Source organism: Streptomyces sp. HP-A2021, from assembly GCF_022807935.1.
Lineage (GTDB): Bacteria > Actinomycetota > Actinomycetes > Streptomycetales > Streptomycetaceae > Streptomyces > Streptomyces afghaniensis.
Window position 1 is genome coordinate 7,821,750 of the sequence record NZ_CP094344.1, and the last position, 14,065, is coordinate 7,835,814.

The 14,065-nt window shown below is 70.0% G+C and carries 15 protein-coding genes; 14 read left to right on the forward strand and 1 reads right to left on the reverse strand.

Features of this window, described 5'->3' with window-relative positions; all coding sequences use genetic code 11:
* The first annotated feature begins 191 nt into the window (after nt 1–191).
* From dop to prcA, 4 genes are all read left to right on the forward strand, one after another.
* Entirely contained in the window at nt 192–1,703 is a 1,512-nt protein-coding gene (gene dop / locus MQE23_RS35325) for a depupylase/deamidase Dop (protein ID WP_341868291.1), read from the forward strand.
* A gap of 178 nt (nt 1,704–1,881) precedes the next feature.
* The gene (locus tag MQE23_RS35330; RefSeq protein WP_010045349.1) at nt 1,882–2,100 is read left to right on the forward strand and encodes a ubiquitin-like protein Pup; all 219 of its coding nucleotides are present in this window, start codon (nt 1,882–1,884) and stop codon (nt 2,098–2,100) included.
* Nucleotides 2,101–2,434: 334 nt separating this feature from the next.
* Complete coding sequence (gene prcB, locus MQE23_RS35335) at nt 2,435–3,280, forward strand: proteasome subunit beta (RefSeq protein ID WP_037671283.1); 846 nt, start codon at nt 2,435–2,437, stop codon at nt 3,278–3,280.
* Between the two features lie 69 nt (nt 3,281–3,349).
* Entirely contained in the window at nt 3,350–4,111 is a 762-nt protein-coding gene (prcA, locus tag MQE23_RS35340) for a proteasome subunit alpha (RefSeq protein ID WP_020274875.1), read from the forward strand.
* A gap of 256 nt (nt 4,112–4,367) precedes the next feature.
* Here prcA and MQE23_RS35345 read toward each other — a convergent pair whose 3' ends face one another.
* Nucleotides 4,368–5,426 carry a LacI family DNA-binding transcriptional regulator gene (locus tag MQE23_RS35345; RefSeq protein ID WP_128092634.1) on the reverse strand — a complete coding sequence of 353 codons (1,059 nt, stop codon included), beginning with the start codon at nt 5,424–5,426 and terminating at the stop codon, nt 4,368–4,370.
* Between the two features lie 46 nt (nt 5,427–5,472).
* Here MQE23_RS35345 and MQE23_RS35350 point away from each other — a divergent pair, with 46 nt between their 5' ends.
* The 10 genes from MQE23_RS35350 to tatC all read left to right on the forward strand — a co-directional run bounded on the left by MQE23_RS35350 (nt 5,473) and on the right by tatC (nt 14,058).
* Nucleotides 5,473–6,732, forward strand: a complete 1,260-nt coding sequence (locus tag MQE23_RS35350; RefSeq protein ID WP_243381255.1) for an MFS transporter — start codon at nt 5,473–5,475, stop codon at nt 6,730–6,732.
* A gap of 9 nt (nt 6,733–6,741) precedes the next feature.
* Nucleotides 6,742–8,103: a Pup--protein ligase gene (pafA, locus tag MQE23_RS35355; RefSeq protein ID WP_020274871.1), complete on the forward strand. Its 1,362-nt coding sequence runs from the start codon at nt 6,742–6,744 to the stop codon at nt 8,101–8,103.
* Nucleotides 8,104–8,233: 130 nt separating this feature from the next.
* Nucleotides 8,234–9,235: an FKBP-type peptidyl-prolyl cis-trans isomerase gene (locus MQE23_RS35360; RefSeq protein ID WP_020274870.1), complete on the forward strand. Its 1,002-nt coding sequence runs from the start codon at nt 8,234–8,236 to the stop codon at nt 9,233–9,235.
* 61 nt (nt 9,236–9,296) lie between these two features.
* Complete coding sequence (locus tag MQE23_RS35365; protein WP_020274869.1) at nt 9,297–9,668, forward strand: FKBP-type peptidyl-prolyl cis-trans isomerase; 372 nt, start codon at nt 9,297–9,299, stop codon at nt 9,666–9,668.
* A 129-nt stretch (nt 9,669–9,797) separates the two neighbouring features.
* Nucleotides 9,798–10,775 (forward strand): WYL domain-containing protein, encoded by a 978-nt coding sequence (locus MQE23_RS35370; protein WP_020274868.1) that lies wholly within the window; start codon nt 9,798–9,800, stop codon nt 10,773–10,775.
* Between the two features lie 18 nt (nt 10,776–10,793).
* Nucleotides 10,794–11,873: a WYL domain-containing protein gene (locus MQE23_RS35375; RefSeq protein WP_243381256.1), complete on the forward strand. Its 1,080-nt coding sequence runs from the start codon at nt 10,794–10,796 to the stop codon at nt 11,871–11,873.
* Between the two features lie 100 nt (nt 11,874–11,973).
* On the forward strand, nt 11,974–12,267 hold the full coding sequence (locus MQE23_RS35380; RefSeq protein ID WP_020271426.1) for a hypothetical protein: 294 nt from the start codon (nt 11,974–11,976) through the stop codon (nt 12,265–12,267).
* A gap of 45 nt (nt 12,268–12,312) precedes the next feature.
* Nucleotides 12,313–12,507 carry a hypothetical protein gene (locus MQE23_RS35385; protein WP_020271425.1) on the forward strand — a complete coding sequence of 65 codons (195 nt, stop codon included), beginning with the start codon at nt 12,313–12,315 and terminating at the stop codon, nt 12,505–12,507.
* A 259-nt stretch (nt 12,508–12,766) separates the two neighbouring features.
* Complete coding sequence (gene tatA, locus MQE23_RS35390; RefSeq protein WP_020271424.1) at nt 12,767–13,048, forward strand: Sec-independent protein translocase subunit TatA; 282 nt, start codon at nt 12,767–12,769, stop codon at nt 13,046–13,048.
* Between the two features lie 47 nt (nt 13,049–13,095).
* On the forward strand, nt 13,096–14,058 hold the full coding sequence (gene tatC, locus MQE23_RS35395) for a twin-arginine translocase subunit TatC (RefSeq protein ID WP_037668084.1): 963 nt from the start codon (nt 13,096–13,098) through the stop codon (nt 14,056–14,058).
* The last annotated feature ends 7 nt before the right edge of the window (nt 14,059–14,065 follow it).

The following is a 14,065-nucleotide window of genomic DNA, read 5'->3' on the forward strand; positions in this document are numbered from 1 at the left end:
GACTGTTTTTCAGGCCACGGGTGGAGCAACGCAATGACGCAAATGATCTCCCCACCAGCGCAAAGGCGTTCTAGGCTCTTGCGTACCGCCAAGTCGCGCAGTGCGGGGACGGGCACCGCACACGCAACCGAGCGCCAGCGGTATCTGAGTGGCGCCCACGACCGAGGGCGCCGCCGGGCAAGGAGGGCCGCATGACCGTACGGCGAGTAATGGGCATCGAGACGGAGTACGGAATCTCCGTCCCCGGCCACCCCAACGCCAATGCCATGCTCACCTCGTCCCAGATCGTGAACGCCTACGCGGCGGCGATGCACCGGGCCCGCCGGGCCCGCTGGGACTTCGAGGAGGAGAACCCGCTGCGGGACGCCCGAGGCTTCGACCTCGCCCGCGAGGCCGCCGACTCCAGCCAGCTCACCGACGAGGACATCGGCCTGGCCAACGTGATCCTCACCAACGGCGCACGGCTCTACGTCGACCACGCACACCCCGAGTACAGCGCCCCCGAGGTCACCAACCCGCGGGACGCGGTCCTCTGGGACAAGGCCGGCGAGCGGATCATGGCGGAGGCCGCGGAACGGGCCGCCCAGCTGCCCGGTGCCCAGCCGATCCACCTGTACAAGAACAACACCGACAACAAGGGCGCGTCCTACGGCACGCACGAGAACTACCTGATGAAGCGGGAGACCCCCTTCTCGGACATCGTGCGCCACCTCACGCCGTTCTTCGTCTCCCGCCAGGTCTTCACCGGCGCGGGCCGCGTCGGCATCGGCCAGGACGGGCACGAGCACGGCTTCCAGCTCAGCCAGCGGGCCGACTACTTCGAGGTCGAGGTCGGCCTCGAGACGACGCTCAAGCGCCCGATCATCAACACCCGCGACGAGCCGCACGCGGACGCCGAGAAGTACCGGCGCCTGCACGTGATCATCGGTGACGCGAACCTGTCGGAGATCTCGACGTACCTCAAGCTGGGGACGACCTCCCTGGTCCTGTCGATGATCGAGGACGGTTTCATCGCCGTCGACCTCGCCGTCGACCAGCCCGTCCGCACCCTCCACCAGGTCTCGCACGACCCGTCCCTGAAGCGTCTGATCACGCTGCGCAGCGGCCGTACGCTCACGGCGGTGCAGCTTCAGATGGAGTACTACGAGCTCGCGCGCAAGTACGTGGAGGAGCGGTTCGGCGCGGACGCCGACGACCAGACCAAGGACGTCCTGTCGCGCTGGGAGGACACCCTCACCCGTCTGGAGCACGACCCGATGAGCCTGGCCGGCGAGCTGGACTGGGTCGCCAAGCGGGAGCTCATGGAGGGCTACCGGCGCCGGGACAGCCTCGACTGGGACGCGGCACGGCTGCACCTGGTCGACCTGCAGTACGCCGACGTACGGCCCGAGAAGGGCCTGTACAACCGTCTGGTGGCCCGCGGGCGCATGAAGCGGCTGCTGGACGAGGCGGACGTCGAGCGGGCCCGTACGGCGCCGCCGGAGGACACGCGCGCGTACTTCCGCGGCCGCTGCCTGGAGCAGTACGCGGACGACGTGGCGGCGGCGTCCTGGGACTCGGTGATCTTCGACCTGCCGGGCCGGGACTCCCTCCAGCGCGTTCCAACCCTGGAACCGCTTCGCGGAACGCGTAATCACGTCAAGGAGCTTCTGGACCGCTGCCGCACCGCGGAAGACCTGGTCAGGGTCCTTTCGGGCGGGTGAGCGCGGTCAACGGGTACTCGGGTGGGGCCCGCCGGACAGGGTGGAAAATCCCAGGTCCGGGAATCATCGAGGTGGTCCCCGTACGTTGGAGCAACAGCGGGGCCATTGTCAGACCCGGCGAGTAGGGTCTGATCTTGACCGAGCAACTGTGTCGGGCGAACCGAGCGGGGTGAGGGATATGGCGACCAAGGACACCGGCGGCGGACAGCAGAAGGCCACCCGGTCCACCGAGGAGGTCGAGGAGCAGGCGGCAGAGGCTCAGGCTTCGGAGGACGTCAAGGAGCGTCACGAGAAGCTGAGCGACGACGTGGACTCGGTTCTGGACGAGATCGACGACGTCCTCGAGGAGAACGCCGAGGACTTCGTGCGGTCCTTCGTTCAAAAGGGTGGCCAGTAAGGCGCCTGAGCCTTCATTCCGAAGGCCACGGGGTGCCGTGGGTGACGGACGAGCCAGCGCGGAGCGCTGCGCGCGGGGCAGTGCATGACGTGGTGCCCTCGTGTGCGGCGCTCCGGCGTCGGTGGCGTCCGGGGCCCGGTGACCCGCCGGGCAGGAAGGGCGGGCAAATGCGGCGGGGCTCCCTCGGAGTTGGAGCCGCCGGGCATGTGGATCACCGCCGAAGGACGGGTAGGGTCCGTGGCATACCGAGCCCCCGGTCGCAACCGGACCGGGATTGTTCCAAGGATCGGCCCGACGTCACAGGGCGGGCTGTCGCATACGTGGAAGGAATCGCGTGGAAGCCAACACTCGTAGCACCGGGCGTCTACCAGCTGCCTTCCTGACGCCAGGGTCTTCCTCCTTCATGGATTTTCTCTCCGATCACCAGCCCGAACTGCTTCCGGGCAACAAGAAGTTGCCGCCGGTGCAGGGCGCGATCGAGGCGCCGCACGGCACGACGATCGTGGCCGTGACGTTCCCCGGCGGTGTCGTCCTCGCCGGTGACCGGCGGGCCACCATGGGCAACGTCATCGCGCAGCGGGACATCGAGAAGGTCTTCCCGGCCGACGAGTACTCGGCCGTCGGCATCGCCGGCACGGCCGGTCTGGCCGTGGAGATGGTGAAGCTGTTCCAGTTGGAGCTGGAGCACTTCGAGAAGGTCGAGGGCGCGCAGCTGTCGCTGGAGGGCAAGGCGAACCGGCTGTCGACGATGATCCGCTCGAACCTCGCCATGGCCATGCAGGGACTGGCCGTCGTCCCGCTCTTCGCCGGGTACGACGTGGACCGGGAGAAGGGGCGGATCTTCTCCTACGACGTCACGGGCGGGCGCTCCGAGGAGCAGAACTTCGCGGCCACCGGTTCCGGGTCGATCTTCGCTCGCGGCGCCATGAAGAAGCTCTTCCGGGACGACCTGAGCGAGTCCGAGGCCACGACGCTGGTGGTCCAGGCGCTCTACGACGCGGCAGACGACGACTCGGCGACCGGCGGTCCCGATGTCGCCCGCCGGATCTATCCCATCGTCACCGTGATCACCGAGGACGGCTTCCGCCGGCTCTCCGAGAACGAGTCGTCCGACATCGCGCGGTCGATTCTGGAGCGGCGTCTGGAGCAGCCCGACGGTCCGCGGGCCGCGCTGCTGTGAGCAGCGGGCTGTCTTCATGAGGGTGGTCCAGTGAACCGACGGAATCTTCAAGAGAGGGACGGATAACCGGTGTCGACGCCGTTCTATGTCTCACCCCAGCAGGCGATGGCCGACCGGGCGGAGTACGCCCGCAAGGGCATCGCCCGTGGTCGCAGCCTGGTCGTGCTGCAGTACGCCGACGGCATCGTGTTCGTCGGGGAGAACCCGTCCCGCGCGCTGCACAAGTTCAGCGAGATCTATGACCGGATCGGCTTCGCGGCCGCCGGCAAGTACAACGAGTACGAGAACCTGAGGATCGGCGGTGTGCGCTACGCCGACCTGCGGGGTTACACCTACGACCGGGACGATGTGACGGCCCGGGGCCTGGCGAACGTGTACGCGCAGACGCTGGGCACGATCTTCTCCAGCGCGGCGGAGAAGCCGTACGAGGTGGAGCTGGTCGTCGCGGAGGTCGGGGAGACGCCCGAGGGCGACCAGATCTACCGGCTGCCGCATGACGGTTCCATCGTGGACGAGCACGGCTCGGTCGCGGTGGGGGGCAACGCGGAGCAGATCAGCAACTATCTGGACCAGCGCCACCAGGACGGTATGACGCTGGCCGAGGCGCTGAAGCTGGCGGTGCAGGCGCTGTCCCGTGACACCAACGGCAGCGAGCGGGAGATCCCCGCGGAGCGGCTGGAAGTGGCGGTGCTGGACCGTACGCGGCCGCAGAAGCGGAAGTTCAAGCGGATCAGTGGGCGCCAGCTGGGCCGGCTGCTGGAGGCGGACGGAGCGAGCACGGCGTCGGAGGCCGAGGCGGACGCCGAGGCGGAGGCGTCGGACGGCGAGTAATCGTCCACTGCCGCGCGCCCCGGCCGTTCTGCGGCAGGGGCGCGCGGCCTGTGCCTGCGGCGGCCTGCGCGGGTGCGGCGGGGAACGGCGCGATGGGGTTTGCGAACCGACTGGCTGTCTGTTGACGCGCCAACCGCTGCGGGCGTCATGGCACCCTGGCTGCGGGCAATCGTGCCGCTGAGGGCGGCACGGGTGGGCGCAGCGGCACCCCGCTCCGCCGGGCTGCGGACCCACCCGGCCTCAGCGACAACGGGCGCTACCGCGGTCCCGGCGGTGCCGTAGAGCCCCGTACAACGAGCCGCACCGGGATGTCCCCGTCCTCGGGCTCACGGCCCTGCAGGACGGCCAGCAGCGCCGCCATACCCCGTTCACCGAACAGCTCGGCGTCCAGTCGGACCGTCGTCAGCTCGGGGTCGATCGCCGTGGCCAGGGCCAGATCGTCCAGGCCGGTGACCGACAGGTCGTCCGGGACGCGCAGGCCCAGACGGCGAGCTGCCTTGTACGTGCCGGCGGCCAGCTGGTCGTCGTCGCAGACCACGGCCGTGGGACGGGGACCGGGCCCCGAGAGGGCGGTTTCGGCCGCGGCCACCGCGCCCTCGATGGAGATCGGTGAGCGCGCCGTACGGACGGACGTGCCGGGCACCCCGGCCAGGCGCGCCGCCAGCTCCCGGGCACGGACCTCGAAGGTCCAGGACGGCACGTCCGCCGCCAGGTGGAGGAACCGGCGGTGCCCCAGGGACAGCAGGTGTTCCGCGACCTGGCGGACACCGTCGGCGATGTCCAGGTTGACCGTCGCCGCCCCCAGACTGCCCGCCGGGTCACTGTCCAGCATCACCAGCGGCAGCGCCTCCCCGCGGATCGCGGTCAGCGCGTCCGCGGCCATGGAGGACGCGATGACGCCGTCGAGCGCGGCCTGCGCGGAGGCGAAGGGGTCCCGGGCGGGGCCGATTCCCTCGGGGGAGGGGTAGAGGACCACGCCGAAGCCGTGCTCGGCGGCGACGCGGGTGGCGCCCGTGTAGACGCCGGCGAAGAACTCCGTGGTCAGGGCCGGGACCACCAGGAGGACCGTGCGGGTACGGCCCAGGCGCAGGTTGCGGGCGGCCAGATTCGGGCGGTAGCCGAGGTCGCGCGCGGCCTCGCGGACCCGCTGCGCCGTCGCCTCCGACACGCGCCCGCGCCACTTGTCCCCGAGGACCAGGGAGACCGCCGCCTGGGACACGCCGGCGGCCTGGGCGACGTCCCGGCTCGTGGGTCGGGTGCTGCCTCGTGCCACCGTCGGGCTGCTCCTTCGTCTGGACTCGTGAACAGCGGCCATGGTACGTATGGGAGTCGACGTTATACGTAAAACCTAGGGCGGGGACATGGCAACGGGATACCTGGAGATCCTTCGGGCGCGACACGCCGCCCGGCTGCTCGTCGGCACGCTCGTCGGCCGGTTGCCCAACGCCACTGCGGCCATCGCGATCCTGCTGTTCGTACGGGCCGAAGGCGGTTCGTACAGCCTCGCGGGGGCGCTGGCGGGCGTGTACGGCGTCGCCAACGCCGTGGGCCAGCCGGTGCTGGGCCGGCTCGTGGACCTGCGCGGGCAGCCGCGCGTGCAGTTGCCGGCGGCCGTTCTCTCCGGGCTCGCCATGGCCGTCTTCGCCTTCGCCGGGATCGGATCGCTGCCCCTCGCTTATGCCGCCGTGGCCGGTGCCGGGCTCTTCACGCCGCCCCTCGAGGGCGGGCTGCGGGCGTTGTGGTCGTCCGTCCTCCGCAAGGAGGAACACGTGCACACCGCGTACGCCATGGACGCCGTGGCCCAGGAGGTGATGTTCACCGTCGGGCCGCTGCTCGTGACGCTGTGCGTGTCCCTGTGGTCCGCCCAGGCCGCGCTGCTCGTGCTGAACGCGGTCGGGGTGCTGGGGGCGCTGTCCGTGGTGGTGTCGCCGCCCTCGCGCGCGTGGCGGTCGGCACCGCGGGAGGCGCACTGGCTGGGCGCGCTGCGCTCGGCGGGGCTGCTGGCGCTGCTGGCGGCGTTCCTGTTCATCGGGATGGCGCTCGGGTCCATCACGGTCGCCTCGGTGCCCTACGCGGACGAGCACGGCGGTGACGTCGTGTACGGCTGGCTGATGGCGGCCCTGGGGTTCGGGGCGCTGGTCGGCGGCGCCGTCTACGGGGCCCGGCAGTGGGCCGGTGAGCCCGCGCGGCGACTGCGGGTGCTGGTCGCCCTTCTGGTGGTGTGTTACCTGCCGCTGATGCTCATGCCGGACGCGGTGCCCATGGTGGCGCTGACCGCCCTCGCCGGGGTCTTCCTCGCGCCCGCCATCGCCTGCGCGTTCGTCCTGGTCGACCGGCACGCGCCGCGCGGCACGGTCACCGAGGCGTTCTCCTGGCTGGTGACGACGTTCACCGTGGGCCACTCGGTCGGAACGGGCGTCGCGGGACCCGTCGTAGAGGTGGGCGGGGCCCTGTGGGGCTTCGCCGTGCCGGGGGTCGCCGGGGGCGTGTCCCTGCTGGTTTTGACCGCCACGGGGCGGGTACTCGCAGCTCCCGGTGGGGGAGCGGTGGTTGCCGCCGGTTCGGAAAATGATCCAAACCGTGCCGTCGAACCCCGTTTCAGTTCAGGGGATCGGGCGTAATGTTCCCTCATGGACCGCCGCATTTTCGGGCTGGAGAACGAGTACGGCGTCACGTGCACGTTCAGGGGACAGCGCCGCCTGTCTCCTGACGAGGTGGCGCGGTACCTCTTCCGCCGTGTCGTGTCATGGGGCCGCAGCAGCAATGTCTTTCTGCGAAACGGCGCCCGCCTCTATCTCGACGTGGGTTCACATCCGGAATACGCCACACCGGAATGTGACAACGTGATCGAACTGGTCACCCACGACAAAGCGGGCGAGCGCATTCTCGAAGGACTCCTGGTGGACGCCGAACGACGCCTGCACGAGGAGGGAATCGCGGGCGACGTCTACCTCTTCAAGAACAACACCGATTCGGCGGGCAACTCCTACGGCTGCCACGAGAACTATCTGGTCGCCCGGCACGGGGAGTTCTCCCGGCTCGCGGACATTCTGATTCCGTTCCTGGTCACACGGCAGTTGCTGTGCGGCGCGGGCAAGGTGCTCCAGACGCCGCGCGGTGCGGTGTACTGCGTCAGCCAGCGGGCCGAGCACATCTGGGAGGGCGTCTCCTCGGCGACGACCCGCTCCCGGCCGATCATCAACACGCGTGACGAGCCGCACGCGGACGCCGAGCGCTACCGCCGCCTGCACGTCATCGTGGGCGACTCCAACATGTCCGAGACGACCATGCTGCTCAAGGTCGGGGCCACCGACCTGGTACTGCGCATGATCGAGGCGGGCACCGTGATGCGGGACCTCACCCTGGAGAACCCGATCCGGGCGATCCGCGAGGTCAGCCACGACATCACCGGCCGCCGCAAGGTCCGGCTGGCCAGCGGACGCGAGGCCTCCGCCCTGGAGGTGCAGCGCGAGTACTACGAGAAGGCCGTGGACTTCTGCGAGCGCCGCGGCATCCGCACCGGCACCGTGGAGCAGGTCCTGGAGCTGTGGGGCCGCACCCTGGACGCGATCGAGACCGAGGACCTCGACCGCATCGGCACCGAGATCGACTGGGTCATGAAGTACAAGCTGCTCGAGCGGTACCGGGCCAAGCACAACATGACCATGTCGCATCCGCGGGTCGCGCAGATAGACCTCGCCTACCACGACATCCACCGCCGTCGTGGCCTGTACTACCTGCTCGAGAAGAAGGGTCAGGCGGCGCGGATCTGCAACGACTTGAAGATCTTCGAGGGCAAGTCCGTTCCGCCGCAGACCACTCGGGCCCGGCTGCGCGGCGACTTCATCCGGCGCGCGCAGGAACAGCGCCGTGACTTCACGGTCGACTGGGTTCACCTCAAGCTGAATGACCAGGCCCAGCGCACCGTGTTGTGCAAGGACCCGTTCCGTTCCGTGGACGACCGGGTGGAGAAGCTGATCGCCGGAATGTGAGGAAATGCGCCGGCGGGGAAATCGCCGGAACGCCACACGGGCGCCGTACGTTACAAGTACGGCGCCCTGCTCACGCCGTAGAGTTGCGCGCACGCCATCAACGAGATCGACCGATTACGAGGCCCCCACAGTGCGCCGACGCTCACTTCTCATCTCCGTACCCGCTGGACTGGCCACGCTCGCCGCATGCGGCGACGACAAGTCCGACTCGAGCAAGGCCAGCGACAGCCCGTCGCCCTCGGCGTCGGCCCCGTCCGCGGCCCCGCCGCCGAAGATCGTCGACGGCCCGCTGCCGGCGGTCACCGCGGGCACGAAGTTCGACGAGAAGCCGACGATCGCCAAGGGCAGCGGAGAGCCGTCGAAGCAGCTCGCGGTGAAGACCCTGGTCGCGGGCAGCGGCAAGACCGTCGCTGAGAACGACTTCGTCGTCGCGAACTACCTCGGCCAGGTCTGGAGCACCGCCAAGGTCTTCGACAACTCCTACGACCGCAAGGCCCGTCTGGCCATCCAGCTCACCCAGGGCCAGATCATCGACGGCTGGCGGTACGCGCTGGCCGGCAAGAAGGCCGGCAGCCGTGTCGAGATGGCCGTCCCGCCCACCTGGGGGTACGGCTCGCAGGGCAACCCGCAGGCGGGCATCAAGGGCACCGACACCCTGGTCTTCGTCGTCGACGTGCAGGACACGTTCAACGCCAAGAGCTCCGCCAAGGGCAAGGAGGTCCCGCAGGACGACGCGGACCTGCCCAAGGTCGGCACCGACACCGACGGCAAGGCGCCCTCCATCGAGGTGCCCAAGGCAGCCGCCCCGAAGAAGCTCGTCGCGGAGTACGTCCTGGAGGGCGACGGCGAGAAGGTCGCCGCCGCCGACAGCGTCCTCGTGCAGTACAAGGGCGTGCTGTGGGACGGCGGCAAGGAGTTCGACTCGTCGTACGCCAACAAGCAGCTGGTGTCGTTCTCGCTCCAGCAGGTCGTCAAGGGCTGGGCGCAGGGCCTGACCGGCAAGAAGGTCGGCAGCCGCGTCCTCATCGTCATCCCGCCGAAGCTGGGCTACGGGGACAACCCGCCGCAGGGCAGCGGTATCAAGAAGGACTCCACGCTGGTCTTTTCGGTGGACATCCTCGCGAAGCTGTGACGCGCGTGGGATGTAAGACTGTGCGTGTTCGCCTTTCCGCAGACAAGCAGGAGCTAGAGACGTGAGCATCGACAAGCCCGAGATCGACTTCCCGGGCGGCGAGCCCCCGGCGGACCTCGAGATCAAGGACATCTGGGAAGGCGACGGCCCGGTCGCGCAGGCGGGCCAGACCGTCACCGTGCACTACGTCGGCGTGGCCTTCAGCACGGGCGAGGAGTTCGACGCCAGCTGGAACCGCGGCACCCCCTTCCGCTTCCCGCTGGGCGGCGGCCGGGTCATCAAGGGCTGGGACCAGGGCGTGCAGGGCATGAAGGTCGGCGGCCGCCGTCAGCTGACCATCCCCGCTCACCTCGCCTACGGCAACCAGAGCCCGTCCCCTCTGATCAAGCCGGGCGAGACGCTGATCTTCGTGGTCGACCTGCTCGGGGTCTGAGCAGGATCCGAACAGACTCGATCACGTGGGGCCCATGCCTGTTCGGGCATGGGCCCTCGGCTTTTGCCGGGCCACCGCGGGGCGGTACGGTCGTCGTCGTCAAGCACCATAGGGAGGCGAAGCGCGTCGATGGCCATTGCCAAGGCCGAGCGGCTGATGAATCTGGCGCTGTGTCTGCTCGGGACGCGGCGGCCGCTCAGCAAGCGTGAGCTGCGCGACTCCATCGAGGCCTACGTCGAGGCCTTCGGGCCGGGCAACGGCGCGGGCGGCAACGACGACTCCTTCAACCGCATGTTCGAGCGCGACAAGGACGACCTGCGCGAACTCGGACTGGTCATCGAGACCGTCGAGAGCCTCGACGGCGAGGTCGGCTATCTGGCCCGCCGGGACAGCAACCGCCTCCCGCCCATCACCCTGGACGCCGAGGAAGCCGCCGCACTCGGGCTCGCCGCCAAGGTGTGGCAGCAGGCCCGGCTCGCCGGCGCCGCCAGCGGCGCTCTCCAGAAGCTGCGCGCGGCGGGACTCCCCGAGGACGTCGACCCGTACGGGGCGCACGGCGCGCTGGAGCCGCGCATCCCCGTGCACGAGGCGGCGTTCGAGCCGCTGATGCTCGCCTGCCGGGACCGCCGGCCCGTCGTGTTCGACTACCGCAAGGCCACCGCCGCCCACCCCGAGCAGCGGCACGTGGAGCCGTGGGCGCTGGAGTGCTGGCGGGGCCACTGGTACCTGGCGGGCTGGGACCGCGACCGGGGTGCCGAGCGGGTCTTCCGGCTGTCCCGGATCACCGGCAAGGTCCGCTCGCGCGGCGGCCGGTACACCGCTGACGTGCCGGACGTCGTCACCGTCCGTGAGACCGTCGCGAGCTGGGCCGGGGAGATCACCGACCGTTCGGCGCGGATCCGGCTGCGCTCGGCCGCGGGGTACCCCCTTCGGGCGAAGGCCACCTCGGTTCGGGAACTCGGTGACGGCTGGGACGAGTTGGAGATTCCGTACGGCCACGGTCTGGACGCCTGGCTGGTGGAGTTCGGGCCGGACGTGGTCGTCCTGGAACCCGCGGAGCTGCGGGCCGACGTGGTGGACCGGCTGCGGGCCGTGGCCAAGGGCTGAGGGGGAGCGGACGAGACAGTGGCAGGCAAACCGGTCAGGCCCGTGAACGCCATCGACCAGACCCGGCGGATGCTCTCCCTGGTGACGTATCTGAGGGAGCGCCCCGGGGCCCGGGTCGAGGACGTCGCGCGCGCCTTCGGCATCACCGAGGACGAGCTGGTCTCCGACCTCGACGTGCTGCCCATGTGCGGCACCAGCTTCCGCGGCGGCGACCTGCTCGACATCGACACCGACGGCGAGCGCATCTGGTGGCACAACCCGGCCGCCCTGGCGGCGGAGGCGGCCGAGCCGCTCAGGCTCGCCGCCGACGAGGCCACCGCCCTGCTCGTCGCCGCCCGGGCCGTGGCCACCCTGCCCGGCCTGCGCGAGAGCGACCGCCAGGCGCTGCTGCGGGCGACGGCCAAGGTGGAGACCGCCGCCGGCGAGGCGGCGGGCGCCAGCTCGCGGCTGTCGGTGACCTTCGAGTCCGAGGGCGGGGTCTTCGCGGACGTCGACCGGGCGATCGCCGAGCGCCGCCGGCTGTGGATCCGCTACTACTCGCCCGCCCGCGACGAGGTCACCGAGCGGGAGATCGACCCGATCCGCCTGGTCAGCGTCGGACACACCTATGTCGAGGCCTGGTGCCGCCGCTCGGAGGCGCGCCGCACCTTCCGGCTCGACCGGGTCGCCGAGATCAAGATCCTCGACGAACCGTCGGCACCGCCGGAGATCGAGCTGCGGGACCTGTCCGAGGCGCTGGTGCAGCCCGCGGCCGAGGACCCGGAGGTGGTGGTCGAGGTCGGGCCCGGCGGCCGCTGGGTCGCCGAGTACTACCCGCACGACAGTGCGGACGAGCTCGCGGACGGCGGGCTGCGTATCACGCTGCGGACCCCCGACCCGACGTCGCTGCGGCGCCTGGCGCTGCGGCTCGGGCGTGACGGCCGCATCGTGTCGCCGCCCGAGCTGGCGGACAGCGCCCGGCAGGCGGCCCGCGAGGCGCTGGCGGCGTACGACGGGATCGAGGCGGTGGCGGTGGCCGGCGGGGCGGAGGCCGCTGGTGCGGGCGGGCCGCGTGCGGTGCACGCCGTCGCGGACGGGCCGGACGGCAGACGCGAGTGAGCCGCGGGTGCCACCGGCGTCGACGGCCGGACACGGCCGTCCCGCGACACCGGCCGTGGCGCCCCGGAGGCGAACGACCCGAGAAAGAGGAGCCAGGGCTGTGAGCGAGTCGGTGACGTCCGGTGCCATGGGCATGACGGTGGAGTCCGCGTTCTCCGGGATGAGAAGCGTGACCCCGGTGGTGTTCCGGGCGGGCTGCCCGGACTGCCGGGAGCGCTTCGAGCTCACCGCGGGCGCCCTGCGCCTCGCCATCGGCGCCACGAGCCGTACCACTTTCTACTCCTTCACCTGCCCTGAGTGCGGCGCTGCTGTCCGCAAGCCCGCGGGGGAGCGGATCGTGGAACTGCTCACCGGCGGCGGTGTGCGCACCCTGCGGCTGCACTCCACCGTCTAGTGGGCCGGGGCATCCGGCCCGTCGGAAGGGTCTAGGCTCGGCGTCATGTTCTGGCCGATGTTCGCGATTGCCGTGGGATTCGTGGGTCTCGCCGTGCTCGGGGTGCTCGCCGTGCGGGTCTTCGTCGAGGCACAGCGCCTGGGCAGCCAGGTCACGGACTCGGCGCGCCGTATCAACCGGGCCGCGGAGGACCTGGAGCGGGCGGCGGAGAGCACGGCCCGCTCCGTGGACGCCCTGTGAGCTGTCCGGCAGGCGGCTGTGAGTCTGGCTTTGGGACACTTCGCCCTGTCACCTCGGCGGTTCGGACAGGTACGCTGCTGGTCGCGGCCCGGTTAACGAGGCACTGGCCGCGGACGGGAGTACGCACAGGGGATGCAGAGGGATTGCCCCACGTTCACCCCTGAGCGTTACGATCGCTGTCAACACGATCGTTCGGACACATGTCCGACCGGTCGGACAGCACCCCACCACAGCCGCCTCGGTGAGAAGGTAAAGACTTATGTTCGGAAGGCTCGGAGCCCCCGAGATCATTCTCATCCTCGTCGTCATCATCCTGCTGTTCGGCGCGAAGAAGCTTCCGGACATGGCTCGGTCGCTCGGCAAGTCGGCCCGCATCCTCAAGAGCGAGGCCAAGGCCATGAAGGACGAAGGCAAGTCGTCCACGACCCCGGCCGGCCCGCCCAACACCGACGAGCCCTCGCAGCGCACCATCCAGGCCGCTCCCGGTGACGTGACCAGCTCGCGCCCGGTCAACGAGCCGACGGACACGACCAAGCGCTGACGCAGGGCCGGTGACCTCCGGCCCGCCGCACGAGATGGGAACGTGGGTTGCTGAAGTCTGCCCGCAAAAAGGAGAGGGATCCCGAGGGGCGGATGCCCCTCGCGGAGCACCTTCGCGAGCTCCGCAACCGGCTCGCCAAGGCGATTCTGGCGATCGTCGTCGTCACGGTCTTCGCCGCCTTCTTCTACAACGACATCATCAACTTGATCACCAAGCCGATCCTCGACTCGGTCGGCTGTGACAAGACCTTCGCGGAACTGGCCAAATCGCAGCCGGGCTCGAAGCCGTGCGCGCAGATCACCATCAACGGTCTGCTCACCCCCTTCACGCTGGCGCTGAAGGTGTCCCTGATGGCCGGCGTCGTGCTGGCCTCGCCGATCTGGCTCTACCAGCTGTGGGCCTTCGTCGCGCCCGGTCTGCACCGGCACGAGAAGAAGTACGCCTACGCCTTCGTGGGCACGGGCGCCCCGCTGTTCATCGTCGGTGCCTACTTCGCGTACACGGTCCTTCCCACCACCGCGAAGGTGCTGCTCGAGTTCACCCCGGGCGGCACGTCCAACCTCCTCCCGCTGGACGACCTGCTCGACCTGGTCATGCGGATGGTGCTCGTCTTCGGCCTCTCCTTCGAGCTGCCCCTGCTGCTGGTCATGCTCAACCTCACCGGTGTGCTCACCGGTAAGCGCATGCTCGGCTGGTGGCGCGGCATGATCATGGGCATCACGGTGTTCGCGGCCATCGCCACGCCCAGCACCGACCCGTTGACCATGCTGGCCCTCGCGGCGCCGATCTGGATCCTTTACTTCGCCGCAGTCGCCTTCTCCCTCCTCAACGACCGCCGCCGCAGCCGTCGCGAGGCCCTGGGCCCCGCCGACGACGAGGCCTCCGAGCTGGACCTCACGCCCGAGGACATCGGCGAGATCGAGCCCGTGACCACCAGCCGCGCCGCCCTGCCCGAGCAGGCGAGCGGGGACCGCACGGACCGGGTCAACGGTTATGACGACGTGACCTGAAGATCCG

Bases quoted from the DNA above. Each gene is read 5' to 3' on its own strand.
- dop (WP_341868291.1), top strand. From the start codon at position 192: ATGACCGTACGGCGAGTAATGGGCATCGAGACGGAGTACGGAATCTCC.
- MQE23_RS35330 (WP_010045349.1), top strand. From the start codon at position 1,882: ATGGCGACCAAGGACACCGGCGGCGGACAGCAGAAGGCCACCCGGTCC.
- MQE23_RS35345 (WP_128092634.1), bottom strand. From the start codon at position 5,426: ATGGCCGCTGTTCACGAGTCCAGACGAAGGAGCAGCCCGACGGTGGCA.
- MQE23_RS35350 (WP_243381255.1), top strand. From the start codon at position 5,473: ATGGCAACGGGATACCTGGAGATCCTTCGGGCGCGACACGCCGCCCGG.
- pafA (WP_020274871.1), top strand. From the start codon at position 6,742: ATGGACCGCCGCATTTTCGGGCTGGAGAACGAGTACGGCGTCACGTGC.
- MQE23_RS35370 (WP_020274868.1), top strand. From the start codon at position 9,798: ATGGCCATTGCCAAGGCCGAGCGGCTGATGAATCTGGCGCTGTGTCTG.
- MQE23_RS35385 (WP_020271425.1), top strand. From the start codon at position 12,313: ATGTTCTGGCCGATGTTCGCGATTGCCGTGGGATTCGTGGGTCTCGCC.
- tatA (WP_020271424.1), top strand. From the start codon at position 12,767: ATGTTCGGAAGGCTCGGAGCCCCCGAGATCATTCTCATCCTCGTCGTC.